The organism is Carboxylicivirga marina (assembly GCF_016612505.1).
Classification (GTDB): Bacteria; Bacteroidota; Bacteroidia; order Bacteroidales; family Marinilabiliaceae; genus Carboxylicivirga; species Carboxylicivirga marina.
Map to the genome: position 1 here is coordinate 15024 of NZ_JAENRR010000014.1, position 23934 is coordinate 38957.

General features: G+C 38.7%; 26 protein-coding genes. 19 read left to right on the forward strand and 7 right to left on the reverse strand.

Annotated features, from left to right (window positions below; all coding sequences use genetic code 11):
- Positions 1-25 precede the first annotated feature (25 nt).
- Positions 26-838, reverse strand: a complete 813-nt coding sequence (locus JIV24_RS07820) for an ADP-ribosylglycohydrolase family protein (RefSeq protein WP_200464471.1) — start codon at positions 836-838, stop codon at positions 26-28.
- Positions 839-1045: 207 nt separating this feature from the next.
- Between JIV24_RS07820 and JIV24_RS07825 the strand changes: the two genes are divergently transcribed.
- The 7 genes from JIV24_RS07825 (at position 1046) to JIV24_RS07855 (ending at position 10327) form a co-directional block, all read left to right on the forward strand.
- Positions 1046-2155, forward strand: coding sequence for an AI-2E family transporter (locus tag JIV24_RS07825; protein ID WP_200464472.1), 1110 nt, complete (start codon positions 1046-1048; stop codon positions 2153-2155).
- Positions 2156-2424: 269 nt separating this feature from the next.
- On the forward strand, positions 2425-3468 hold the full coding sequence (locus JIV24_RS07830) for a cytochrome c3 family protein (RefSeq protein ID WP_200464473.1): 1044 nt from the start codon (positions 2425-2427) through the stop codon (positions 3466-3468).
- A gap of 93 nt (positions 3469-3561) precedes the next feature.
- Entirely contained in the window at positions 3562-6528 is a 2967-nt protein-coding gene (locus JIV24_RS07835; protein WP_200464474.1) for a Fe-S-cluster-containing hydrogenase, read from the forward strand.
- Positions 6528-7895 carry an NrfD/PsrC family molybdoenzyme membrane anchor subunit gene (gene nrfD / locus JIV24_RS07840; RefSeq protein ID WP_200464475.1) on the forward strand — a complete coding sequence of 456 codons (1368 nt, stop codon included), beginning with the start codon at positions 6528-6530 and terminating at the stop codon, positions 7893-7895. Before JIV24_RS07835 ends, nrfD begins: the two co-directional genes overlap by 1 nt.
- Positions 7896-7897: 2 nt before the next feature.
- On the forward strand, positions 7898-8413 hold the full coding sequence (locus tag JIV24_RS07845) for a DUF3341 domain-containing protein (protein WP_200464476.1): 516 nt from the start codon (positions 7898-7900) through the stop codon (positions 8411-8413).
- A gap of 83 nt (positions 8414-8496) precedes the next feature.
- Positions 8497-9663 carry a hypothetical protein gene (locus tag JIV24_RS07850; RefSeq protein WP_200464477.1) on the forward strand — a complete coding sequence of 389 codons (1167 nt, stop codon included), beginning with the start codon at positions 8497-8499 and terminating at the stop codon, positions 9661-9663.
- Positions 9647-10327 carry a c-type cytochrome gene (locus JIV24_RS07855; RefSeq protein ID WP_200464478.1) on the forward strand — a complete coding sequence of 227 codons (681 nt, stop codon included), beginning with the start codon at positions 9647-9649 and terminating at the stop codon, positions 10325-10327. The genes JIV24_RS07850 and JIV24_RS07855 overlap by 17 nt, the downstream gene beginning before the upstream one ends.
- A gap of 92 nt (positions 10328-10419) precedes the next feature.
- Here JIV24_RS07855 and JIV24_RS07860 read toward each other — a convergent pair whose 3' ends face one another.
- Both JIV24_RS07860 and JIV24_RS07865 read right to left on the reverse strand, forming a co-directional pair.
- Positions 10420-11088, reverse strand: a complete 669-nt coding sequence (locus tag JIV24_RS07860) for a hypothetical protein (RefSeq protein WP_200464479.1) — start codon at positions 11086-11088, stop codon at positions 10420-10422.
- Positions 11089-11187: 99 nt separating this feature from the next.
- A complete protein-coding gene (locus JIV24_RS07865) occupies positions 11188-11727 on the reverse strand; it encodes an NUDIX hydrolase (RefSeq protein WP_200464480.1) in 540 nt (179 codons plus the stop codon).
- Between the two features lie 88 nt (positions 11728-11815).
- Between JIV24_RS07865 and pyrE the strand changes: the two genes are divergently transcribed.
- Together pyrE and JIV24_RS07875 are read left to right on the forward strand one after the other, a co-directional pair.
- On the forward strand, positions 11816-12448 hold the full coding sequence (gene pyrE, locus JIV24_RS07870) for an orotate phosphoribosyltransferase (protein ID WP_200464481.1): 633 nt from the start codon (positions 11816-11818) through the stop codon (positions 12446-12448).
- 162 nt (positions 12449-12610) lie between these two features.
- The gene (locus JIV24_RS07875) at positions 12611-13015 is read left to right on the forward strand and encodes an SRPBCC family protein (RefSeq protein WP_200464482.1); all 405 of its coding nucleotides are present in this window, start codon (positions 12611-12613) and stop codon (positions 13013-13015) included.
- 75 nt (positions 13016-13090) lie between these two features.
- On the opposite strand, the gene JIV24_RS07880 is transcribed toward JIV24_RS07875, so the two are convergent.
- Entirely contained in the window at positions 13091-13843 is a 753-nt protein-coding gene (locus tag JIV24_RS07880; RefSeq protein ID WP_234445753.1) for a biotin--[acetyl-CoA-carboxylase] ligase, read from the reverse strand.
- Positions 13844-14055: 212 nt separating this feature from the next.
- Here JIV24_RS07880 and rsfS point away from each other — a divergent pair, with 212 nt between their 5' ends.
- The 9 genes from rsfS (at position 14056) to JIV24_RS07925 (ending at position 20907) form a co-directional block, all read left to right on the forward strand.
- Positions 14056-14427 carry a ribosome silencing factor gene (gene rsfS, locus JIV24_RS07885; protein ID WP_200464484.1) on the forward strand — a complete coding sequence of 124 codons (372 nt, stop codon included), beginning with the start codon at positions 14056-14058 and terminating at the stop codon, positions 14425-14427.
- 15 nt (positions 14428-14442) lie between these two features.
- On the forward strand, positions 14443-16482 hold the full coding sequence (ftsH, locus tag JIV24_RS07890) for an ATP-dependent zinc metalloprotease FtsH (RefSeq protein WP_200464485.1): 2040 nt from the start codon (positions 14443-14445) through the stop codon (positions 16480-16482).
- Positions 16472-17116, forward strand: a complete 645-nt coding sequence (locus JIV24_RS07895) for a LutC/YkgG family protein (protein ID WP_200464486.1) — start codon at positions 16472-16474, stop codon at positions 17114-17116. Before ftsH ends, JIV24_RS07895 begins: the two co-directional genes overlap by 11 nt.
- 52 nt (positions 17117-17168) lie before the next feature.
- Positions 17169-17978 carry a phosphatidate cytidylyltransferase gene (locus JIV24_RS07900; RefSeq protein WP_200464487.1) on the forward strand — a complete coding sequence of 270 codons (810 nt, stop codon included), beginning with the start codon at positions 17169-17171 and terminating at the stop codon, positions 17976-17978.
- A gap of 24 nt (positions 17979-18002) precedes the next feature.
- Positions 18003-18656, forward strand: coding sequence for a phosphatidylserine decarboxylase family protein (locus tag JIV24_RS07905; RefSeq protein ID WP_200464488.1), 654 nt, complete (start codon positions 18003-18005; stop codon positions 18654-18656).
- A 218-nt stretch (positions 18657-18874) separates the two neighbouring features.
- Complete coding sequence (locus JIV24_RS07910; protein WP_200464489.1) at positions 18875-19492, forward strand: cytochrome c oxidase subunit 3; 618 nt, start codon at positions 18875-18877, stop codon at positions 19490-19492.
- 20 nt (positions 19493-19512) lie between these two features.
- Positions 19513-19779: a hypothetical protein gene (locus JIV24_RS07915; protein WP_200464490.1), complete on the forward strand. Its 267-nt coding sequence runs from the start codon at positions 19513-19515 to the stop codon at positions 19777-19779.
- Positions 19780-19909: 130 nt separating this feature from the next.
- Positions 19910-20473, forward strand: coding sequence for an L-threonylcarbamoyladenylate synthase (locus JIV24_RS07920; protein WP_234445754.1), 564 nt, complete (start codon positions 19910-19912; stop codon positions 20471-20473).
- A gap of 8 nt (positions 20474-20481) precedes the next feature.
- On the forward strand, positions 20482-20907 hold the full coding sequence (locus JIV24_RS07925) for an acyl-CoA thioesterase (RefSeq protein ID WP_200464492.1): 426 nt from the start codon (positions 20482-20484) through the stop codon (positions 20905-20907).
- Positions 20908-20946: 39 nt separating this feature from the next.
- Here the strand turns inward: JIV24_RS07925 and rimM are convergent, their stop codons facing one another.
- Positions 20947-21483 carry a ribosome maturation factor RimM gene (rimM, locus tag JIV24_RS07930; protein ID WP_200464493.1) on the reverse strand — a complete coding sequence of 179 codons (537 nt, stop codon included), beginning with the start codon at positions 21481-21483 and terminating at the stop codon, positions 20947-20949.
- A 59-nt stretch (positions 21484-21542) separates the two neighbouring features.
- A complete protein-coding gene (locus JIV24_RS07935) occupies positions 21543-22112 on the reverse strand; it encodes a cob(I)yrinic acid a,c-diamide adenosyltransferase (protein ID WP_200464494.1) in 570 nt (189 codons plus the stop codon).
- Between the two features lie 146 nt (positions 22113-22258).
- On the opposite strand from JIV24_RS07935, the gene pdxH reads away from it, so the two are divergent.
- Complete coding sequence (gene pdxH, locus JIV24_RS07940) at positions 22259-22897, forward strand: pyridoxamine 5'-phosphate oxidase (RefSeq protein WP_234445755.1); 639 nt, start codon at positions 22259-22261, stop codon at positions 22895-22897.
- Here pdxH and gldA read toward each other — a convergent pair whose 3' ends face one another.
- Complete coding sequence (gene gldA, locus JIV24_RS07945; RefSeq protein WP_200464496.1) at positions 22898-23800, reverse strand: gliding motility-associated ABC transporter ATP-binding subunit GldA; 903 nt, start codon at positions 23798-23800, stop codon at positions 22898-22900.
- Positions 23801-23934: the final 134 nt, after the last annotated feature.

Consider the following 23934-nt stretch of genomic DNA (forward strand, 5'->3'; position numbering starts at 1 on the left):
GCCGGGTTAACCGGCCTCTTTTATTTTAGTGAAAGTTAAATTGTATCTCTTTTTTATCAATTAAAAAGGGTTGACAATATTTATTTTCAAACTGGCTTAAGATATCTTCTAGCTCTGGCGAAAGGCGGGCCAGTGATTTTCTTATAATTGACTTCGGAATATGCTTGTAATAGGCTTGCGCAACCGCCCCGGTTATACTACCTAAAGTATTACTTGGTCCATCAATCCATATAGCATGGCGTATGGCATTTTCAAAATTATCTGATACTAATACGGCCATAATCGCGCAAGGTACTGGCGATTGGTATCTCTCATTCAGTATAGTAGCGCATTCTTTCGTTAAAGTTTCTGGCAATTCATAACCTAATTGATTGCAAAGGAAATCACGTATTTCACTTTTCTTTTTGCCGGACTTGGCGAGAAATATTGAACCGCATAAAGCTTGTGATGCAGTTATTTTGGCTTCATCGGGGTGTGTTACAATGGTGGCTTTACGGGCTTCTTCCATTGCTTCGTCAAGCGTAGTGGCAGCAAAACCAATAGGACTAATTCTACGGGCAGCGCCGTCACCTTTACTTTTGTATATTTCATTAGGGTTATTTGAGAGTGCCCACTCTAAAAATGCAGGTTGATAACCGGCTTTAGGATAATGTTGTGTCCACTGCCTGAGTTTATTGCAATACGGTTTGCCAGATAAGATGGCATCTGCAGTTGAAATCGTTAAAACGGTGTCATCGGTATAGGCCGAAAATGGTTTTAACAATTGAAATTTTAACGATGGTTGAGGCGAATCAATAAACGCCGAACCTATAATGTCGCCAATAATAGCTCCTCTCATATAATTTAATTGTTAGGTGTTGGAGCTGTAAAAATAGTGTTTACAATGAGCCGCAAAACTTTAGCTGGCAAGCCTTGTGATTAACTGACGATATTATAGGATTAACAGCTGTATTTATTTGACCAATAGATTAATTATTTCATTGGCAATGCTTGCTTTTAGTTGATTATTTTCCGTGCTTATATCATTAATTTCGGAAATTATTGAATGGGCGAAAGAATTAAATACATCATTTGGTTTATAATTGCCAGTTTATCAATCCTTTTGATTTGGTACTTTCGGGCGGTTGTGTCATTTCTGATTGTCTCGGCAGTTTTATCATTGGTTGCCAGGCCTATATTTGATTTGATTAAAAGAATAAAAATCAAAAGTTGGCGTCCGTCTAATGCATTAGGAGCCATATTGACGGTGCTTACTTTATGGGTATTTATCCTGACTTTCTTTAGAGTGAGTATACCTTTTATCGTTAAAGAAATCCATTTTTTATCCAATGTTGACTTAGATGCAGTATTTGATACCGCTGAGCGACTTCTGAGTTCGATTGTCGATCCGCTTAAACAAACTGAATTTGGGAAAGCCGGATTAGATGTCATTGAAGGACAAATAAAAGAAACGGCTATTACGTTTTTTGATTTTTCTCGCCTGCGCGATATTTTTGCTTCCCTGGCTGGATTTTTAGGAGGTGTTTTCATTTTTGCCTTTAGTGTTTCGTTCATTACCTTTTTCTTTTTGAAAGAAGAGTGGCTGATTGTGCAAGGCTTACTTTTGTTTGTGCCAAGTCACTACGAAGAAGGTATTAAACATGCTTTGTCATCAATAAAAACATTGTTGCGACGTTATTTTATTGGCATTATTATCCAAATTACGCTTATAAGTACTGTTGTTACTTTTGGATTATTTTTGGTAGGAATGGAATTGCAGCATGCTGTCATTATTGGTCTTTTCTCAGGATTTATAAATGTGATTCCCTATATGGGGCCATTAATTGGAGCATTCTTTGGTTTTTTAGTTGCCTTGGTTGTTTATGTTCAGATGCCCGTGCCTCCTGATTTTATAAATTATATGTTTGGTGTGTTTCTGGTGTTTGTAATCGTACAATTGTTAGATAACATTGTATTTCAGCCCTTTATATTTTCTGCCAGTGTACGAGCACATCCACTTGAGATTTTTATACTAATTCTGATGGCTGGTTACATGTCAGGAATCATAGGTATGTTTCTGGCAATTCCTGTATATACGATTATCAGGGTGATAGCCAAAGAGTTCTTCTTCAACTACAAATTAGTTCAAAAACTAACCGAGAAAATAAAAGAATAAAAGGTCTGAAATATTATATTTGTCGCTTAAAACAATTTAAGCATTGATTCGTTAACAATTGTTGAAAGTTGAAGTGTTAAAAAATAACAACAAAATATAAAAAGAATCTGTGTAATAACAAGGCTTTCAGAGGGCTTGGTGTTATGCTCAGAAACAAATAGCGACTAATTATGGTAAAGACTTTATCAAGGTCCCTTTGTCATGGGAGAAAAATCTTAAAGTTTTTCATACTGTTTTTTGTTCTGCATCAATTTGCAGGCAACACAACAATGTATGCAAAGAGCAATGGGCCCGAACCTGATGTGAAAGTTGGAGAGCGACTTTTTTATGGCTTAATATCTACCGGTGAAGGATCAAATTCATGTGTATCGTGTCACACTATGCACACAGCCGATACCATGAACTGGAATCCCTCGGCCGTTGAAATGGCAAAAGTTGCAGCCGAAATGGACTTAGCAACTTTTAAAGAACACTTGTTAACGCCATCTGGTGCAATGCGCGAGAAAGTTCATGTCAAATACCAATTGGATGATGAGCAGTTGTTTCATCTGCAAGGGTACTTAAAAGAACTATCGGAAACAGGAGCTAAGGATAAACCAATGTCCATTAATCAACTCTTAATCTTTCTTCTGTTAGGAGGCCTAATGACGATTGCCTTGGTTGACTTAATCTTCACAAAAAAGATACCTTATAAAGCTATACATGTCTTAATTATCATTTTCGGTGTGAGTTTTCAGTTGAAAATAGTAGCTCACGAAATGATAGATCTTGGCCGTAGTGAAGGTTATATGCCTGATCAACCTATTAAGTTTTCGCATAAAGTACATGCCGGAGATAATAAAATAGATTGTTTGTATTGTCACTCCAATGCCGATGAAGGTAAATCAGCTGGATTGCCAAGTGCAGGCTTATGTATGAATTGTCACCAGGTAGTGCGAAATGGGTCACATTCTGGTCAGTTTGAAATTGGTAAAGTAGTAGATGCTTACGAAAATAATAAAGACATTGAGTGGGTGCGAATTCATAATTTACCTGATCATGTGTTCTTTAGTCACGCACAGCATGTAAACGTTGGCCAGCGCGATTGCCAGGAATGTCACGGTGATGTTGAAAATATGCATATTCTGAAGCAGGAAAATGACCTCTCAATGAGTTGGTGCCTTGACTGTCATAAAGAAACCAATGTCAATTTCAAAGGAAACGACTATTATAAAACCTTTGAGGCTTTACATAAAGATTTAGCCGAAGGTGTACGTGACTCAATAAAAGCAGCTGATATTGGCGCTAACGATTGTATGAAGTGTCACCATTAATTAATAAAGAGATTTAAGATACAAGATAAAAGACACAGGAAGAGAGTAATCTTGAAACCGATGTCTTGAACCTTGATACTAAATTTAAATAATATGAAAGAATACTGGAGAAGCCTTGAAGATTTATTGCCGGCCGAAGAAGCGACGCAAGAGAAGAAATCTTCTGTGGTACTTTCTGACTCAGCAGACTCCTCTAAAAATACTCGCCGTGATTTTTTAAAGTATTTCGGTTTTAGTATTGCATCGGCTGCCGTATTGGCCGGATGTGAGAGACCTGTAAAGAAAGCCATACCATATTTGATACAACCTGAAGAGGTCAAGCCTGGAACAGCTAATTATTATGCATCTACTTTTTATGATGGGGCCGAAATGGTGCCAATCCTTGTTAAAGTGCGCGATGGCCGTCCCATTAAAATAGAAGGTAACGATTTATGTCAGATGACCGGAGGTTCTGCATCTGCTCGTGTACAGGCTTCCTTGTTAAATTTATATGATGAGTCGAGGCCGACTCAACCTACTTTAGATGGTAATCCAATTCGTTGGGAGGATGTAGATGATAAATTAACTGAAACACTTGCTTCCTGGGATGATACTAAAGAGTTTGTCATTCTGACACCAAGTATTATCAGCCCGTCAACTAAAAAACTACTGGCTGATTTTAAAGCAAAGTTTCCATTTGTTATTCACGAAACGTTTGATGCTTTCTCATATTCAGCACTTCGTCAAGCTTATAAGCAAAGCTTTGGTAAAGCTATTATTCCTTCATTCCGTTTTGATCAGGCAAAATTAGTTGTAGGCTTTAATGCCGACTTTCTTGGAACCTGGTTGCAACCTACCGTTTTTGGACGTCAGTATGCTTCTGCTCGAAAGTTAACCGAAGGGCAGCGCGAAATGATGCGTCACGTGCAGTTTGAGCCAATTATGACCTTAACCGGTTCTAATGCTGATGAGCGTATTCCTATGGCAGCCAGTGATGAAGGCTACTGCCTTAATAGTCTGTATCTAGCAATTGCGAAGCAATCCGGTTTAATGGTTGCAGCTGTTAAAGGGCCCGATGTAATTGATAAGATAGCTGATGAGCTACTGGCTTGCAGAGGCAAATCGCTTGTTGTTTCAGGAACTAATGATATTGGGATTCAAACTTTGGTTGTTGAAATCAATCACCTGCTTCAGAATGTGGGACAAACCATAATGGTTAACTCTCCAGTGAATCTTTATCAGGGTGATGACACGGCATACGACGCTCTATTAGCTCGTATGGAAGCCAATAAAGTTGGCGCAGTCATGTTTTGGGAAACGAATCCTGTATATCACGCGCCACTAAGTAGCCGTACTGAAGAAGCCATAAAAAAAGTACCTGTTCGTCTTGCTGTGCAATCGCAACAAACCGAAACTGCTTTGTTATGTAATTATCAGTTACCAGCGCCACATTTTCTCGAAAGATGGGATGATACTGAATTGGTAGATGGTGTATACACCTTAACTCAGCCTGCTATTCGTCCACTGTTCAAAACCAGAACACCTCAGGAGAACTTGATGGCATGGGCTGGTTTCGAAGGAACTTATTACGATTTTATTAAACTCTCTTGGAAAGAGAATGTTTATAACTCAAATCTTTCGAAAGGCAAGCAATTTGAAAATTTTTGGAAAGTTAGTTTACGGGACGGAATCGTTGTAGATACGAAGAAGTCTGGTGAAACCTTAACTTATTCAAGTGCTAATATTGCATCTGTTATGAAGAATAATAGCTCTGCAAAATCATCTAACGATCTGGAACTGGTATTATATCAAAGTGTGCCGATCGGTGATGGTACATTGGCTAATAATCCATGGTTACAAGAATTACCTGAGCCTGTTTCAAGGGTGTGTTGGGATAATTATGTATCAGTTTCACCAGCGTTTGCAGCTCTTCGAGGTTGGTCGCAAGGTGATGTGGTTGATGTTAATGGTCTTGAGCTACCGGTATTAGTTCAACCAGGTCAGGCACGAAATACATTGGCCGTTGCCGTTGGTTATGGTCGCTCAAATGCCGGCCGTGTGGCCAGCGACTTAGGTAAGAATGTTTATCCTTTTGTGACTTTAAAAAATGGACATCGTTTATATACAATACCTAAAGTTGAAGCAGTAGCAACAGGTGGAACCTACGAATTGGCTGCCACACAGTCTCACCATTCGATGGAAGGCCGTGCATTGGTGCGTGAAACAACGATTGCCGAATACCTGGAGAATCCGGCTGCCGGAAATGAGATGCATGAGAAGGTTGAAAAACTACATACAACTTTATATCACGAGCATGAATACAAAGGTCATCATTGGGGAATGGTCATTGACCTGAACTCATGTATTGGCTGTAATGCTTGTGTGGTTGCTTGTTCGGCTGAAAATAATGTGCCGGTTGTTGGACGTAACGAAGTACGTCGTTCGCACGAAATGCACTGGTTACGTTTAGACCGCTATTATGCAGGAGATACTGATAACCCGGAGGTTGTTCGTCAGCCTGTTATGTGTCAGCATTGCGATAATGCACCTTGTGAAAATGTTTGTCCGGTAGCGGCAACTAACCATAGTTCAGAGGGTATTAATCAGATGGCCTACAACCGCTGTATCGGAACGAGGTATTGCAATAACAACTGTCCTTACAAAGTGCGTCGATTCAACTGGTATGATTATACAGGAGCAGATACCATTCCTAATAACCGTGTAGATCCGGCTGGAATGACGCTTGATTTAAAACGAATGGTATTAAATCCTGATGTCACCGTTCGTGCTAAGGGTGTTATTGAAAAATGTTCGATGTGTATTCAGCGCATCCAGGATAAGAAATTAACTGCCAAAAAAGATGGCCGCCAGTTATCTGACGGAGAGATCAAAACAGCTTGTCAGCAAACTTGTCCGGCCGATGCCATTACCTTTGGTGATATGAATGATCCTAACAGCAAAGTGTCAAAACTTTTAAAAGATGCCCGCCAATATGGATTGTTAGAAGAGTTACACACTTTGCCATCGGTTGTATATCTATCGAAAGTAAGAAATAAAGACAAAAATAAAACGCTAAGCTAATGTACGTATCACCAGTAAGAGAGCCGCTCATTAGCGGAGAAAAAAGCTACAGTAAAGTTACCGAGGATATTTATGCCCCGATGACCGGTAAGCCTGGCAAACTATGGTTTGGAGGTTTGACATTAGCATTAATTGCACTGGGATTCGGCTTGTTCTCCATCTTCATTACTGTATGGGATGGAATCGGAACTTGGGGATTGGACAGAACCATTGGATGGGGCTGGGGTATCACTAATTTTGTGTGGTGGGTAGGTATCGGTCATGCCGGTACGTTTATCTCGGCCATCCTGTTATTGTTTCGTCAGAAGTGGCGTACCTCCATTAATCGAAGCGCTGAGGCAATGACCATCTTCGCCGTTATGTGTGCCGGATTATTTCCACTGATTCACATGGGGCGTTTGCCATTAGGATTCTTCATATTTCCATATCCAAACACACGTGATGTGTGGGTGAACTTTAACTCGCCATTATTATGGGATGTTTTTGCGATATCAACCTACCTGACGGTTTCATTGCTGTTCTGGTATATGGGACTGATTCCGGATATAGGAACCATTCGTGACCGATTGAAAAACGGTATCCAAAAGAAGATTTATGCCTTCTTAAGTTTCGGCTGGACAGGTTCAGCACGTCATTGGGCACGTCATGAATCCATGAGTTTAATATTAGCTGGTTTGGCTGCGCCTCTTGTATTGTCGGTGCATACCATTGTTAGTTTTGACTTTGCAACTTCAGTGATTCCCGGATGGCATACCACCATCTTCCCGCCATATTTTGTGTCGGGTGCGGTGTTCTCGGGTTTTGCTATGGTACTAACGCTCATGATTATCACACGTAAGGCCATTAACCTTGAAGATTATATTACCAAGGCTCATCTGGAGTCGATGAATAAAATTATAATAGCAACGGGGTCAATTGTTGGTATAGCCTATATCACAGAGCTTTTTATCGCCTGGTATTCAGGTGTTGTTTATGAGCAATATGCCTTTGTTAACCGGGCTTTTGGACCATATTGGTGGGCCTACTGGATTATGATGACTTGTAACGTAATAACGCCACAGCTATTCTGGATTAAGAAGATACGTCGTAGCTTTGCAGCCACATTCGTTATTTCCATTTTTGTGAATATTGGTATGTGGTTCGAGCGATTTGTAATTATTGTTACTTCGCTTCACCGCGACTTCCTGCCATCTAGTTGGAGCATGTATTCGCCTACCTGGGTTGAGGTTGGTATTTATATTGGAACATTTGGCTTGTTCTTCACACTGTTCTTCTTATTTATTCGATTCTTCCCGGTAATTGCCATTGCCGAAGTGAAGAGTGTATTGAAGACATCAAGCGAAAAATTTATTAAGAAAGGAAAGTAATTATGCAAGAAAAAGCTTTTGTTTCAGGATATTACCTCGATGATAAGGATTTGGTTGAAGGAATCAGAGCCTTACAGGAAAAAGATATAGAGATAGCTGACGTACGCACGCCTTTCCCGGTTCATGGCTTGGATAAAGTGCTAAAGTATCGTCGTTCACGTTTGCCTCGTGCAGGATTTGTTGCCGGTGCTTTTGGTGCAGCAATTGGTTTTGGTTTTCAGGCATGGGTATTTACTGAGGCCTGGCCATTGAATTTTGGTGGTAAGCCATTTTTGTCTGTACCATCGTTTATTCCGGTTACATTTGAGTTAACCGTATTAATGGCTGCTTTTGCTTTGGTTTTTGGATTTCTAATCAGTAGTAAACTTGGGCCTGGTGCCGATAATGTCATTTTTGATGAGGAAGTAACCAACGATAGATTTCAAATTTTGCTTGAAGTAAGCAATGGAAATAGCGAACAGTTGCAATCAGAATTACAATCGGCCGGAGCTGAAGGTGTAAAGCACCACGATGTTTAAATAAGACATAAGTGTCAAGACCAAAGACTATTGCATAAAATCTTGATACTTGATACTTAAATCTTTATACTAATTATTGAACTATGTATAAGTCATTTGAATTTACAAAAAAGATAAAGTCCTTCTTAATCGCTACGATTGTTATTGGTGCTGTATTGGCAGTGGCCGGAATTGCGATGAATTTGGACCACACGCACCGTATATGGGCTAATGTTTTGCTCAACGGCTTTTTCTTTACGGCTATTGCAATGAGTGCTGCTTTCTTTGTGATTGTTCACGTACTTGGAGAATCTGGTTGGCATACCTCTGTTCAAAGAATACCGGAAGCAATGGCCATGTATGTGCCAATCGGTGGTGTATTTATGCTACTCGTTTTAGTAGGGATGCACGATATCTACCATTGGAGTCATACCGAACATTTAGATGAAATACTTCTAGGCAAGAGCGCATACCTTAATCCGATGTTTTTCAGTATTCGCACAGTGGCTTACATCATCATATGGAGTTTGCTGGTTATTTGGTTTCGAAAAACCTCTTTGAAAACTGATACCGATGCTAACATTAAGCTGTTTAATAGGCAAAGAGGTATAGCAGGTATATTCATCGTCATATTCGCAGTAACGAGTTCTACATCAGCCTGGGATTGGATAATGTCTATTGATGCACATTGGTTCAGTACCTTATTTGGATGGTATATTTTCGTAAGCACATTTGTTTCAGCCGTAGCTGTTGTTATCCTTCTTCTGTTTGTTTTAAGACGGATGGGTTATATGGAGCACATTAATGATGAACATTTGCACGATTTGGGTAAGTATCTATTTGGATTCAGCATCTTTTGGGCATACTTGTGGGTATCGCAGTACTTATTAATATGGTACAGTAACATTCCAGAAGAGACAATCTACTATGTAAAACGAATTCAGGATTTTGAAGGCCTATTCTATGCCAATGTGATTATCAACTTTTTGGCACCATTTTTAATTTTGATGGCACGAGGTACCAAACGTAAATTAAATTGGTTGATAGCCGCTTCAATTATAGTATTGCTTGGGCACTGGGTAGATATGTATTTAGCGATTATGCCTGGCGCTATTGGACATCCTGAATTTGGCATCTTAGAAATTGGCATGACAGTGTTTGTTCTGGGAATATTCCTATTTATGTTTTTCAGAAACTTTGCCAAAGCACCTGTTGTACCTGAGAATCATCCATACTTTAAAGAGAGTTTTGATTATGACAATATTCGATAGAGAGATGAACTACTTACGAAACGTGAAAATAATTGGCATTGCTTTGCTAACTGTTATTGCTGTGTCAAGCTGTGATAAAGATCGGAATAAACCCGGTTATAGCTATTTTCCTGATATGGAGCAGTCACAGGCTTATGAAACGTATACATCAAATCCTAATTGGGAGAATGGTAGAACGAACCAATTGCCTGTTGAAGGTACCGTTCCACGTGAAATGATTCCATTCGATTTTGAGAAGACGGATGTGAACCGAACATGGGCTGGTCAGGAATTGGAGAATCCTTTTGCTGGTGATGCTTCTGTTTTGCCTGAAGGAAAACGCTTATATGATATTTACTGTTGGCATTGCCACGGCGACATGGGTGATGGAAAAGGTCACTTGTATAACTCCCAAAAGTATTTGTATCTACCTGCCGATTTAAATTCTGAAAAGATAAGAACACATCCCGATGGTGAAATATTCCAGGTAATCACAGTTGGTTATGGTGTTATGGGTGCACATGGTGCCCAAGTATTACCCGAAGAGCGCTGGAAAATAGTGTCTTACATACGTCAGGAACTACACCCAATGGCTGAAGAAGCAGCGACTAATGCCAAAGCTGAAGCTGAGAACGCAAAAGAAACGGGTGAGACAGAAGAAGAAAAAGCTGAAGAGAAGTCATAATTAGACTGATAAAATAAAGAAAGCCCAATTGGATTCATTTCAATTGGGCTTTTTCTGTTCTACTGATCTATTATTTGTCTCCCCATTATTATTTATTGGGCTAATAAGTCAAATCGCTCATCATTGGCTTCAAGAAAGCCCTTGTCAGCTACTTTATTTGTGCTTTTTATTTTTTGGCGCAGCGCTAAAGCATTCTCTAAACGAATACGATAGCCATTTCTAAATGACATAATATGTGCTTGCTCAAATCCCATGTGTTGCACTATTGATAAAAATTTGGTTGCCTCCTCGTATTGAATAAATTCACCCAATGTGAACTGATTAATGCTGTCGTAGGTATCTTGCTTTAAACCCAGCATATTGTTCTTATAATCGCTCAAATCCAGATCTTTGTAGGCACCTATTTGTATGGCAAATAAAACACCATCGTAATCTTCTTTAGGAAGCGCCGATTTATGAGTATTGTAGGTGATCTTTTCTAACGAATCAATATCGATTGCTTTTTCGATATAAACAGTATCAATTAATGGGGTAAATTGGGCTGTAGGTTGATTGTTAGGTAAACTAATAAATCCCTGAATAATCAAAAATGAGAATAGAGTGACTGAGAAAACAAGTGTAAAATAGAACCACAATCGTAGATTACTGATTTTGACAGTTTGCTTTTTTGAACTCTTCCGCAGTCGGGTTAATTCATTGTTTAGCGCCTCCACACGAAGCTGCAGCTTGTGCTCAGGCATTGTATTTTCCGGTAACGACATTATTTGGGTGTTTAATGTTGTTACTAAATTAAGTTATTGCAACTAGCTTGTAAATAAAGAATAGGCGATATTAACTAACAAGATATTAACAGCTTGGGTCTATTGGAATAATAAGCTGGCTTTTTTTAATACTTCAATAATGGATGGGTAGGTGTTTTGAACGACATTCGGCAAGTCAGCTTTTTTAACCCATTGAGCCGAAGTTATGTTTTCTTCTGTTTGAGGAGATGGCTTTTCAAAACCAAAATAATCCATAAAAAACCAAGCTGTTTCTTTTAGATAATGGATGCCGTTTTGTTCGTAAGTATGATAGGTTGACAGTAAAGGGTGGCGGATAACTAAATTATCAAGCCCACATTCTTCCTCCACTTCACGCAAAGCTGTTCTTCTGAATGTTTCACCATCTTCAGTTTTACCTTTGGGTAAGTCAAAAACTCCCAGGCGATGAATGATAAGGTATTCGTTGTTTGGATTAATGACCAGCCCGCCTGCAGCCGTTATAAATCTGAAACATTTTTTAAACGCATCTAACAGAAATTCTTCTTTACGGCCATAAACAAAGCCCTGTTTTAATTGTGTATTGTCTTCAAAAGTCTCAATAAACTGCTTTAATTCATGATGCGAAGTGTACTTGTGCATTGCATCAAAGTTTTGTGTCAGATCCTGCTCCAGTGTATCAGTCAAAAAAAGAGTTCTATCCTTGAAAAAAACTTTATACATTTGCGGTATGGAAAAATTAGCGGAAATTGTAGCCAAACAGTTGTTGCAAATTAAGGCAATAAAATTGCAACCTGCAAACCCTTTTACATGGGCATCAGGGTGGAACTCACCTATCTATTGCGATAATCGTAAAACGCTTTCGTACCCTGAAGTACGCGACTTTATTAAGTTGGAATTTGCGCGTTTAGTATTGGAGAAATATCCAGATGTAGATGTGGTTGCCGGTGTAGCAACAGGAGCCATTGCTCAAGGTGCTTTGGTAGCAGATTCAATCAATAAACCATTTATCTATGTGCGTTCGGCAGCTAAAGGTCATGGTTTAACAAATTTGATTGAAGGAGATTTAAAACCTGGACAAAAAGTAGTTGTGATTGAAGATTTGATTTCAACCGGAGGAAGTAGCTTAAAAGCGGTAGAAGCTATTCGTGAATCAGGAGCTGAAGTATTGGGAATGTTAGCCATCTTCACTTATGGATTTCCTGTCGCCTCTGAAGCTTTTGAAAATGCGGGTGTTGAGTTAACTACATTAAGCTCTTACGAAGAGATGATTCCTTTTGCAAGTGCATCAGGTTATGTGTCAGCTGAAGATGTTGCTACTCTTCAAGAGTGGAGAAAAGACCCGGCTAATTGGAAAAAATAAGTTTTTAACTAATAATATGAATGAGCAAGTCTGTGTTAGGCTTGCTCTTTTTTTCGAATAAGGATTCCGGTTAATCTTAGAGGCTGTAAACTAAAGGTGCGAGCCCTTATTATGTTAGAGTAAACTTGTCTCTAGTTTCTAATCGTCTAATAATCTATCATTATGACCACCTTTGAAAGCGATATAAAAAAAGCCAATTACCCGGCTGAAATAATGTTTAATTTCTTAGCTGATTTCAATCATTTTGGAGAAGTCATTCCTAAGGATAAAATTAGTAACTGGCAATCATTTGGCGATAGTTGTCGGTTTACAATCGATCCGGTTGGCGAAGTTGGCTTACGAATCGTTGAAAAAGAATCGCCTAAAGTTATTAAGTACACGGCCGAAGGTAAAACGCCGTTCAACTTTTTTTTATGGATTCAATTGGTTCAAAAGGCCGAAGACGATACACGTGTGAAGCTGACCATTAAAGCTGATATGAATCCAATGATTAAAATGATGGCCAGCAAGCCAATAAAAAAGTTTTTGGAAGTATTGAGTGATGCAATTGCTAATCACAAGTATTAAATTACAAACAGAAAGCTGTCAGCTGCAGGTTTTTGGCTGATAGCTGTTATGCTATGAAATCTGAATCTCTTCAGGTTAGTCATTTATTACAAACTTAAGCTCTTTAAACGCATACTCTCTTTTTTGTCCTTCTTTATCCACCAAAGTTAATAAGCCCATTTCGTTGATATGATCAATGCAGGCTTCAAATTTGCCTTTATTATCCTCAAACCAATGGTACCCACTAATGCGATACAATGAATTATGGTACTCGTTATTGATGAGGCTTAGGCGGTTAACCTCCAGTTGGTGATAAGCATGTTCGATATTTTCAAGCAGGCGTTCTAATAGTTTTTCAAGATTATAATGCTCATTAGTGAGTTGCCACAATGAAATAGGATTAGGTGCATCAGAAATAAATATTTCCTGATTTACATTTAAGCCAATGCCAACCACAGAGTAATCAAGCTTTGTTCCCAGAATCGAATTTTCGATTAAAATGCCAGCTGCTTTTTTATCATTAATATAAATGTCATTGGGCCATTTGATCTTAGCTTCAATGTTTGCTATCTGCTTTATAGTTTCAATAATTGCCATTGACACCAGCTTAGATATATAAAACTGAAGATGAGGCGCTAAAAAAGTGGGGCGCAACAACAGACTAAATGTAAGGTTCTTATTTAATTCGCTTTCCCAAACATTGCCTACCTGTCCACGTCCGGCTGTTTGATGTGGAGTTACTATCACACTGTATTCAGCTAACTTATTCTTTGCTAAAAGGTTTTTAAGCTCCGTATTTGTTGATTGTAATTCGGGGTAAACTAAAAACTCTGGTGCTGAATATGTCATCATTGCAGTTTATTGTGAAAAAATGTCAGCTTATGCAGCTCTTTATCTATTTGGCAAAAATAGGTGTTTATAATTTTTTAAAAGTAGTATCTTTGAGCAAAAGTGTACTTTTGGTTGTTTTCTTATATATTAGTTGAATAACCTATTACAGGTAGGCTTTAATCCAATCAATATAACTGCAAATAAGGCAACAGAATAAGACACTATTGCGAATGAATGAAGAGAATTATTCTGCCAAGGAACTGGCGGAAGTCATTGTGAAAGGTATTCAGGAGAAGAAGGGCACAAATATTGCTATCTTGGATCTGTCAAAATTAGATAACACTATCTGTCAGTATTTTGTAATTTGTGAAGGAGAAAGTACCACGCAAGTGAATGCAATTGCTGAGGGAATAGAAGATTATGTACGGGAGCATTTAAAAGATAAGCCTAATCATACAGAAGGAAAACAAAACGCATTGTGGGTACTGCTGGATTATTTTGATGTAGTAACACATGTTTTTCATAAAGATGAGCGAAGCTTTTATAACCTTGAAGGCTTGTGGGCCGATGCCAAACGTACAGATATAGAAAACCTATTTTAACTAGAAAGTAAACACATGTCAAACGGAAAACCAAATACACCGGGCAACGATAAAGAAAAGTCGAAGTTTCCGAAATTTAATCTTTATTGGGCCTATGGTTTAATAGCTATTGCGCTTATATTGGTCAGCCGCATGGATTTTGGGCAGGGACCACATAAAATTTCGTATAGCGATTTTAAAAAAGAGATTCTTACTGGTGGAGATATCGATAACATTGTAGTTATTCGAAACGAAGGCGTGGCTGAGGTCACTATTGAGGAGGATAAACTAGATAAATACAAGCATCTTTTTAATGAGAACCTGACGAATTCAGGCCCTTCAGCCGAAGGACCTCATTTTACATTTAATTTATCAACCATTGATAAGTTCGATGAAGCACTTGCCGTAGCCGAATCGGATCTTGGTGAAGCTATTCCTGTTGATTACGAAAGCAGAACTGATTTCCTTGGTGAGTTCTTTACTTTTATGTGGCCATTATTGCTATTAGTGGCTATTTGGATATTTATCTTCCGCCGAATGGGTTCACAAGGTGGAGCCGGTGGAGCTGGTAACATCTTTAATGTAGGAAAGTCAAAAGCCAAGATGTTTGATAAAGAGTCATCCATCAATGTAAACTTCAAAGATGTTGCAGGTTTGGTTGAGGCCAAGCAAGAGCTGGAAGAGATTGTTTCATTCCTTAAAAAGCCGGAGAAATATACCGAGTTAGGTGGTAAAATTCCAAAAGGTGCCTTATTGGTTGGCCCTCCCGGAACTGGTAAAACCCTTTTAGCCAAAGCTGTAGCAGGTGAAGCAAATGTGCCATTTTTTAGCATGTCGGGTTCTGATTTTGTGGAGATGTTTGTCGGCGTTGGAGCCAGCCGTGTTCGTGATTTGTTTAAGAAAGCCAAAGAGAAATCACCATGTATCGTATTTATCGATGAGATTGATGCCATAGGTCGAGCTCGTGGAAAAAGCCCTAATATGGGTTCAAACGATGAGCGCGAGAACACGCTTAACCAGTTATTAACTGAGATGGATGGATTCGGTACCAATAGTGGTGTGATTATTTTAGCTGCAACTAATCGTGCCGATATTCTGGATAGAGCGTTGATGCGTGCCGGACGATTTGATCGTCAGATCCATGTTGAGCTACCTGATTTAAAAGAGCGTAAAGCCATATTTGAAGTACACCTTCGCCCATTACGTTTGCAAGATGATGTGGAAAGTAAATTCCTGGCTAAACAAACACCTGGATTTTCAGGAGCAGATATTGCCAATGTATGCAACGAGGCGGCATTGATTGCTGCTCGTAACGATAAAAAGATTGTTGAGAAAGAAGATTTCTTAAGTGCTGTTGACCGTATTGTTGGCGGGCTGGAGAAGAAAAATAAAATCATCTCAAAAGGTGAGAAGAAGGCCATTGCATATCACGAAGCAGGTCATGCAACTATCAGTTGGTTATTGGAGCATGCTCACCCATTGGTTAAAGTAACCATTGTACCGCGTGGTAAAGCTCTTGGAGCTGCCTGGTATTTACCTGAAGAGCGCCAATTAACCACCACTGAGCAGATTTTAGATGAGATGTGTTCAACTTTAGGTGGACGTGCTGCAGAAGAAATCATGTTTGGTAAAATTAGTACAGGTGCCTTAAATGACCTTGAAAAAGTCACTAAGCAAGCGTATGCGATGGTATCGTATTATGGAATGAGCGAAAAGGTTGGTAACATCAGTTACTTCGATTCATCAGGTCAATCCGATTATTCGTTTAGTAAGCCATATAGCGAGAAGACGGCTGAATTATTAGACGAAGAAGTTGCTCAAATCATCGAAACACAATACAAGCGAGCTAAAGCGTTATTGGTAGAGAATCATGAAAAGCATTCGAAACTGGCCGAACTACTGCTTGAGCGTGAGGTTATCTTTAGTGAAGATTTAGAGAAGATTTTCGGAAAACGTAAGCTGTCTGAGCACGTAATTGAAGAGGATGATGAAACAACTGAAGAAGTTGTAGACAAAGATATTAAGGCTGAAGAAAATACTGAAAAGGATAGTTCTTCGGATAAGGATGAAAAATAATATTAAAGATACATCAGATAAAGCACGCGCGAATATTCTCAATCGCTTAAAGCATGCTGATATAAATAAAGGCGGACTGATTCCTGAAAGGGGTCGGTCCGCTGATGTTTTTCCTGTGCCTGAGAACTTGTTAGATACATTTATTGAAGAGTTCGAGAAAGTTAATGGTCAGGTATTTGTTTGTAATAATGACGAAGAGTTTACAAATCATTTTGAATCGGAAAGAGTAAGCAAAGGATGGACGAATATTATTTGTAAGGATGATGAACTGAAAGTCTTGCTGCCTGAAGAGTCCCTGCTAACAGATGATTCAAAGATGGATGATATAGGTGTTGGGATAACTGCTTGCGAATATTTAATAGCTCGTACAGGTTCAATAATGATTAGTGCTGCAGGTCTATCGGGGCGTTTACTTAATGTTTTTCCGCCTGTTCATGTCGTTGTGGCTCATGAAAACCAATTGGTAGCTTTCTTAGATGATGCCATCGAAAAATTCTCCGCGAAATATTCCGATAATTGGCCCTCACAAGCTACCATCGTAACAGGTCCCAGCCGCACGGCTGATATTGAAAAAACACTTGTTATGGGAGCTCATGGTCCTAAAGAGTTGATTTTGTTTGTTCGCAAATATTGATGATTTTCTTTTTTGGCAGGATATATTAACTTTGCAGCACTAAAGATAATCAATGAATAATTTCTTACAGCGCACTTTGACAGGCATACTGTTCGTTGGAGCAGTGGCCGGATCTATATTTATACATCCTATCGCTTTCTTTTTGGTTTGCTTGCTGGTCGCTGTCATCGGAATGCTTGAGCTAGGGCGACTTTTGGAAAGTAAATATGGCCGTCTGAATATCTTTTCTGCATTACTTTTAGGGCTTACATTTCAGATTCTGGTGTTTCTGGATACTCAGGGATACATCGAACGAAGTTGGTATGTTATTTTAATGCCGCTGGTTTGGTTGCCCTTTGTTTACGAACTTTTTAAGGGCGGAGAGAATCCTTTTCAGAGGATTGCACTAACCTTATTGTTACCTGTTTATATTTCGTTGCCTTTAAGTTTCTTATTCCTAACGGGATGTGTTAATGGAACGTTTCAGGCATCCATATTATTAGGTTTTTTCATATTAGTTTGGTGTAACGATAGTGGTGCTTATGTTGTTGGTGTAACAATTGGGAAACATAAATTATATGAACGAATTTCACCCAAAAAAACCTGGGAAGGATTTTTCGGAGGTGTTGTATTTACAATGATTGCAGGGTTCGTCATATTTAAAATAACGGGTATTGCCACTTTACCTGTTTGGATAGCTGCAGCTTTGTTGGTGTCGGTTTTCGGAACAATTGGTGATTTGGTAGAATCCATGTTAAAGCGCAATGTGGGTATAAAAGACTCCGGTTCGATATTACCCGGTCATGGCGGGGTGCTAGATCGCTTCGATGCAGTTTTGTTTGCGGCCCCAATGATATTTGCGCTGTTTGTTTTATTTGGTTAATGATAAATAAAGTTTAAAGATATAATGACTATTCATAAGGAAGGATTTGGAACAATATTCGTAGTGCTGGCATTTGTTTTGGCACTCAATGCTGGAGTATATTTTCTGGCAGGCGTTGAAGTCACAAAGTTTACAAGCTTGGCTTCTTTTATTGTATTTGCGTTGGTGTTAAATTTCTTTAGAAACCCTAAGCGTGATGCCGTTGTACAAGATGGAGCAATTATCGCTCCTGCCGATGGTAAAGTTGTTGCTATCGAAGAAGTTGAAGAAAACGAATACCTTAAAACAAAATGCCTGCAGGTATCTATTTTTATGTCCGTGTTTAATGTGCATATTAATTGGTTTCCTATTAAAGGACTTGTAAAGTACTTCAGGCATCATAACGGCCGGTTTATGGCAGCTTATTTGCCTAAGTCTTCTACTGAGAATGAGCGCACAACTGTGGTTATTGAAAACGAAAACGGAACACAGATTCTTGTAAGACAGGTTGCTGGTGCCATGGCTCGGCGAATTGTTTGTTATGCCGAGGAAGAGACTAAAATTGGACAAGGGCAACAGATGGGCTTTATCAAATTTGGCTCACGGGTTGATTTGTATTTACCTCTTGATACAAGAATTGATGTTAAGCTCGATCAGAAAGTAACCGGGCGACAAACAATATTAGGTTGGTTTAAATAGGAGTTTCATCTTTCAGATATATAGGGCTATCCATTGGGTAGCCTTTTTTTGTATTTATACTTTAAAACTTCTTAGGTGTTAATTTGTTAATATCAGGCAAAGGCATAAAGTGCGGATACAGAGAAAAGATTTAATAATGAAAAGAAGTAATTAAATACTTTTATATATTTTTATCGCCTTAATTGATTAATGAAAGTTGTTAACAAAATCATATAATTATGAGTCAATCATTATCTATGACCGGAAATTTATCGAAACCTAAAGAAACAAGCCTTTCAGGCGTTTGGCTCTTTATATTTATTGAGTTATTACTATTTGCCGGTTTGTTTTTATTATATGCTGTTTACCGATACAAAAACGGTATGGCCTTTGATTTAGCAGCAAGTGAGTTAAGTGTCGCTTCTGGTGTATGGAATACCATTATTATACTATCTGGTAGTTTAGTGATGGCATTTGCCTCAATAGCTATCCGTAAAGGGAATAAAATGGCTGCTTTGTTTTGGTTACTTGGTGTGCTATTTATTGGTTTTATGTTTTTGGTTAATCGTTATTTCGAATGGAAGGGACGTATTGATTTTGGTTTATTTCCAGGTAGCGAAGAGTTAGCTCGTTTAGGACATGGTGATGTGTTGTTCTTTGGCTTGTATTTTTTCATGACCGGGTTACATGCCCTTCATTTACTAGCTGGCTTTGTTGTTTTAATATATGTAACATCAAAGGTTAATAACAATTCATTAGGTGCTAACAACTACGCACTACTTGATAAAACAGGAACATATTGGCATTTAGCTACATTAATATGGGTGCTTATTTTTCCTTTATTTTATTTGTTATAAAAACTACTAATTGAATAACTATGGATAATCAAAATATAGCTTCGTCAAAAAAGTACATTCTTGTTTTTGTGGCACTTGTTGCTCTTGTATTGATTTCAACAGGAATCAGCACACTCAATCTGGGATACTTAAACCCCCTATTAACGATAGGCTTGGCTGGAGTTAGTGCTATCATTGTATTAACTCAATTTATGAAAATAAAACTAGATGGTAGTTTTGCCCGCTTGCTTGTAGCTGGAATTTTGGCTTTAGCACTACTCATCTTCTTTGTGGCGTTCGTAGGTTAAAAAATAATATTTCTATTCAAAGCGATGCTTTCTAAGGAACGCTTTTTTTGTGCATTGTTGTGTCGTAATGAATCGTTTGTGCTTCCTCGGATGTACTCTTTTTCATATCTTCGCATCTAAAATATTAAGAATGCACGAGGACTTAAAACAAGCACTTGAGGTGCTACGAAACGGCGGAATCATTCTTTATCCGACCGATACAATTTGGGGAGTGGGCTGCGATGCTACCAATGCTGATGCTGTAAAACGTATCTATGAACTAAAGCAACGTGCTGATTCGAAAAGCATGCTTGTGCTTTTGGATAATACAGCCAAACTGGGTGGGTATGTCAATGATATTCCAGAGGTTGCCTACGATATGGCTGAGCTTACGACCAAGCCTCTCACCATTATTTACGATGATGCCAAGAATTTAGCTTCTAACCTGCTGGCTGAAGATGGTAGTGTTGGTATCCGTATTACTGAAGAAACATTTTCGCAGCAATTGTGTGCTCGTTTTAAGAAGCCAATCGTTTCAACTTCAGCCAATATTAGTGGTGAACCATCGCCTCAGAATTTTAGAGAAGTGAGTGATGCTGTAAAAGAAGGCGTAGATTATATTGTTAATTTCCGTCAGGAAGAAACGAAAAATCCGGCACCATCAAGTATTATTAAATTGGCCAGAGACGGACAGGTGACCATTATTAGAGAGTAATTGAGAATATGGAAGAAACAGTTTTTAATCATTCAACAGTGGTACAAATCCGTTTTAATGATATTGACGGCTTAGGTCACGTCAATAATACTACTATCCAGGAGTATTTTGACTTAGGCCGGATGCATTATATGAAGGATGTATTTACCAATGCCATTTTCAGTGGCGAGGCTACCCTTATTCTGGCTAATATTAATACCGATTTTTTATCGCCTGTTTATTTAAAGGATCAGCTCGAAGTTAAAACCGCTATTGTGCGCATTGGCACTAAAAGTTTACAAATGGAGCAACAAGTAATTGATAAGGCTTCAGGCGTTGTGAAGGCGATGTGTAAATCTGTGATGGTAGCGTTTCTTAAAATAGAAGAAGTGGCCATTGAAATAAAGCCTGAATGGCGAGAACAGGTATGTAGTCGGGAAAAGAAAGAATTATAATAAGCGGCCTTAAGACAAATTGTTTTAAGGCCATGTTTTTTATAAATCGATTAATCCTTCAGGTAAATCAAAAATGATTAGTTGTTGCTCGTCATCAATGCCAGCAATAAAATGTTCAGCAATAGGTATTAGTACTTCTTCACCATCATTATCAATTTCAAACAAAGGGTTTTTAGCAATTTCACGTATCGCTATGATCTCACCAATGTGGCCATGTCCAACAGCCTGACATTGATAACCAACGAGTTGATAGGCCGAAAAATTCTGCGATGAGATTGATTCTTTAGATTCGTCTGATTCAAGTGACTTTTCTACATAAACAGGTGCGTCAATAATCGTTAGAGCTTGTCTATCGCTTTTAACTTGCTCAAGTTTCACGAGGATATCGGCATGTTTCTTTTCTCGTAATTCGTCAATGCTAAAAGGCACCAATCCGCCATCTAAATCAAGAAAAAGAAATTCGGTATCCAAATCATCAATTGTGAATTCGTCGAATAAACGAATGACTACTTCACCAGCAATACCATGTGTTTTAACCAACACACCTATTTGTCGACAGTTATGCTTTTCAATCATCTCAATGTATTTGATGGACAAATATACCTAACAGACATCAGAAACTGTCAAATTCCTTTCTATTTGTTTCGCTTGTATAAGAAGGCTTTCCAGCGTTCTTCTGTTAAATGTGCTTCTTCCATTGCGGCTCTTGACAGGCTAAAGAACAAATCAGATAGGCGATTGATGAATAGCAGAATAGCTCTCTCAACAGGATAGGCTCTGTGTAAGGAGGTTAGTTTACGTTCTCCATTACGAAGTTGCGAACGTACCACATGACATAAGGCCGATACTTCATTGCCACCAGGTAATATAAAGTGGTCGGAGCGACTACTTAACTGCGTTTCAATATCATCTATCCATTGCTCACAGAATTTATCCATATCCTCGGGCAAAGGCATCGTGTTTTTCTCTTGAAACTCACTTGGTGTTGCCAGATGGCTCATGGTATTCATCAATTCCACTTGAATGTGGTGTAGCTTTTCCTGCCATTCGTGTTTTGGTTCGAGCTTAGCTCTTAATAACCCGATAAACGAATTAACTTCATCAAAGGTGCCATATGCATCAACTCGTATGTCGTCTTTATTAACCCGAACGCCTCCTAATAAATCAGTTTGTCCGCGGTCGCCTGTTTTAGTGTATATTTTCATTGTTTTTATATCTTTTTGTAAATGAATGTGTGTTTAAACTTAAACATGTCATCAAAACAAGCAAGAGTAATAAAAGTTTGAATATGGCATCCGATTCCTCAACAATATTCAGTACTTCTTGTTAAGGGAGTACAAAAGTGAGGATGATGAATCGATTAGCTGATATTAGAAATGAATATAAAAAAGGAATCTTGCAACCGGAATCCCTTTTAGAAAACCCGTTTGAGCAATTTGAAAAATGGATGAGTGAGGCTTTAGAAGTAAAATGCAATGAGCCAACAGCGATGACTATTGCAACTGTCGATGGTGAAAATATGCCTAATTGTCGCATAGTGCTTTTAAAGGATGTTTGTGATGGTGGATTCGTATTCTTCACCAATTATAACAGTCAGAAAGGAGTAGAATTGCATGAGCAATCAAAAGCGGCTTTAAATTTCTTTTGGCCTGAATTGGAGCGTCAGGTGCGAATTCGTGGTGTCATTGAAAAAGTCTCAGCACAAAAGTCAGACGATTATTTTCAGTCACGACCGCGCGAAAGTCAGTTAGGAGCCTGGGCATCTGATCAAAGCGAAATTGTTACTGACGGGCAAGAACTGCTGAATAAGTATGAGCACCTAAATGTGAAATATCAGGATAAATTAATTCCGCGGCCGGCCCATTGGGGCGGTTATATTGTTAAAGCTTTAACAGTAGAGTTTTGGCAAGGCCGTGCCAATCGCATGCACGATCGCTTTCAGTATTTTTATGAAAATGATCATTGGCAAATAAGGCAGTTTGCACCTTAATTATTTGGTTAGAGCATGGAAAACACTTTCGAGGTTTTGCTCATCGCGTGTCATCGTTAATATAGCGAGGTTATTGTCAACAGCGTAGTTAAAGATGGATTTTCTAACATCATCATTGGCATCAATACGTAATTCGGTTTTCGAAATAGATTCAACATTCTTAATGTTGTTGATGCTTCGAATACTTTCGATATCAGGCGCTTGGTCAAATTCAACAAAAACCATAGATTGACCACTGTTTTGCAATATGGATAAATCTGTAGATGGATGATCAACCAGCATCTCGCCCCGATTAAGAATGATAACACGCTCGCAGATGGCTTCAACCTCCTGCATGATGTGTGTGCTTAGCATCACTGTTTTTGCTTTTCCAACCGTTTTAATCAAGTTACGAATCTCTAATATTTGGTTGGGATCTAATCCAGTGGTTGGTTCGTCTAAGATCAGTACCTCAGGGTCATGTATCAGGGCTTGAGCCAGGCCTACACGCTGTCGATAACCTTTTGATAGTGTGCCAATTTTCTTATTTTGCTCAAGGGTTAAACCGGTTAATTCAACCATCTCAGCAACCCGCTCTTTTCGCTTGGGCAGTTGATAGAGTTCTGCAACCATCAACAGGTATTCTTTCACATACATATCCAGATATAAAGGATTGTGTTCTGGTAAGTAACCTATTTTTCGCCGAAATGATTCGTTGTAATCGCCATTGTTAATGCCACACACTTCTACTTCACCAGTTGTTTGCGGCAATAGTCCTGATATTATTTTCATCATGGTTGATTTGCCAGCTCCATTTGGGCCTAAGAAACCAACAATTTCACCTGATTCAATGGAGAATGAAACACCTTTTAATGCTTTCTGTCGACCAAATTCTTTTATAACATCTTTAACTACAATGGACATAATGATGAATTTTGAATTCAAAAATATCAATAAACTCGGCTAAATAAAAGGGAAAGTAAATAATCTGCTGGCTTCTGACTAATAACTACTCAACTATGCATATTTTTGCATTTATTCTTTGAATCAATATTCAG

What these genes read in the sequence shown, in the direction of transcription:
- JIV24_RS07820 (WP_200464471.1), bottom strand. Translation starts at nt 838, where the DNA reads ATGAGAGGAGCTATTATTGGCGACATTATAGGTTCGGCGTTTATTGAT.
- JIV24_RS07825 (WP_200464472.1), top strand. Translation starts at nt 1,046, where the DNA reads ATGGGCGAAAGAATTAAATACATCATTTGGTTTATAATTGCCAGTTTA.
- JIV24_RS07830 (WP_200464473.1), top strand. Translation starts at nt 2,425, where the DNA reads ATGTATGCAAAGAGCAATGGGCCCGAACCTGATGTGAAAGTTGGAGAG.
- JIV24_RS07835 (WP_200464474.1), top strand. Translation starts at nt 3,562, where the DNA reads ATGAAAGAATACTGGAGAAGCCTTGAAGATTTATTGCCGGCCGAAGAA.
- nrfD (WP_200464475.1), top strand. Translation starts at nt 6,528, where the DNA reads ATGTACGTATCACCAGTAAGAGAGCCGCTCATTAGCGGAGAAAAAAGC.
- JIV24_RS07845 (WP_200464476.1), top strand. Translation starts at nt 7,898, where the DNA reads ATGCAAGAAAAAGCTTTTGTTTCAGGATATTACCTCGATGATAAGGAT.
- JIV24_RS07850 (WP_200464477.1), top strand. Translation starts at nt 8,497, where the DNA reads ATGTATAAGTCATTTGAATTTACAAAAAAGATAAAGTCCTTCTTAATC.
- JIV24_RS07855 (WP_200464478.1), top strand. Translation starts at nt 9,647, where the DNA reads ATGACAATATTCGATAGAGAGATGAACTACTTACGAAACGTGAAAATA.
- JIV24_RS07860 (WP_200464479.1), bottom strand. Translation starts at nt 11,088, where the DNA reads ATGTCGTTACCGGAAAATACAATGCCTGAGCACAAGCTGCAGCTTCGT.
- JIV24_RS07865 (WP_200464480.1), bottom strand. Translation starts at nt 11,727, where the DNA reads ATGCACAAGTACACTTCGCATCATGAATTAAAGCAGTTTATTGAGACT.
- pyrE (WP_200464481.1), top strand. Translation starts at nt 11,816, where the DNA reads ATGGAAAAATTAGCGGAAATTGTAGCCAAACAGTTGTTGCAAATTAAG.
- JIV24_RS07875 (WP_200464482.1), top strand. Translation starts at nt 12,611, where the DNA reads ATGACCACCTTTGAAAGCGATATAAAAAAAGCCAATTACCCGGCTGAA.
- JIV24_RS07880 (WP_234445753.1), bottom strand. Translation starts at nt 13,843, where the DNA reads ATGACATATTCAGCACCAGAGTTTTTAGTTTACCCCGAATTACAATCA.
- rsfS (WP_200464484.1), top strand. Translation starts at nt 14,056, where the DNA reads ATGAATGAAGAGAATTATTCTGCCAAGGAACTGGCGGAAGTCATTGTG.
- ftsH (WP_200464485.1), top strand. Translation starts at nt 14,443, where the DNA reads ATGTCAAACGGAAAACCAAATACACCGGGCAACGATAAAGAAAAGTCG.
- JIV24_RS07895 (WP_200464486.1), top strand. Translation starts at nt 16,472, where the DNA reads ATGAAAAATAATATTAAAGATACATCAGATAAAGCACGCGCGAATATT.
- JIV24_RS07900 (WP_200464487.1), top strand. Translation starts at nt 17,169, where the DNA reads ATGAATAATTTCTTACAGCGCACTTTGACAGGCATACTGTTCGTTGGA.
- JIV24_RS07905 (WP_200464488.1), top strand. Translation starts at nt 18,003, where the DNA reads ATGACTATTCATAAGGAAGGATTTGGAACAATATTCGTAGTGCTGGCA.
- JIV24_RS07910 (WP_200464489.1), top strand. Translation starts at nt 18,875, where the DNA reads ATGAGTCAATCATTATCTATGACCGGAAATTTATCGAAACCTAAAGAA.
- JIV24_RS07915 (WP_200464490.1), top strand. Translation starts at nt 19,513, where the DNA reads ATGGATAATCAAAATATAGCTTCGTCAAAAAAGTACATTCTTGTTTTT.
- JIV24_RS07920 (WP_234445754.1), top strand. Translation starts at nt 19,910, where the DNA reads ATGCACGAGGACTTAAAACAAGCACTTGAGGTGCTACGAAACGGCGGA.
- JIV24_RS07925 (WP_200464492.1), top strand. Translation starts at nt 20,482, where the DNA reads ATGGAAGAAACAGTTTTTAATCATTCAACAGTGGTACAAATCCGTTTT.
- rimM (WP_200464493.1), bottom strand. Translation starts at nt 21,483, where the DNA reads ATGATTGAAAAGCATAACTGTCGACAAATAGGTGTGTTGGTTAAAACA.
- JIV24_RS07935 (WP_200464494.1), bottom strand. Translation starts at nt 22,112, where the DNA reads ATGAAAATATACACTAAAACAGGCGACCGCGGACAAACTGATTTATTA.
- pdxH (WP_234445755.1), top strand. Translation starts at nt 22,259, where the DNA reads ATGAATCGATTAGCTGATATTAGAAATGAATATAAAAAAGGAATCTTG.
- gldA (WP_200464496.1), bottom strand. Translation starts at nt 23,800, where the DNA reads ATGTCCATTGTAGTTAAAGATGTTATAAAAGAATTTGGTCGACAGAAA.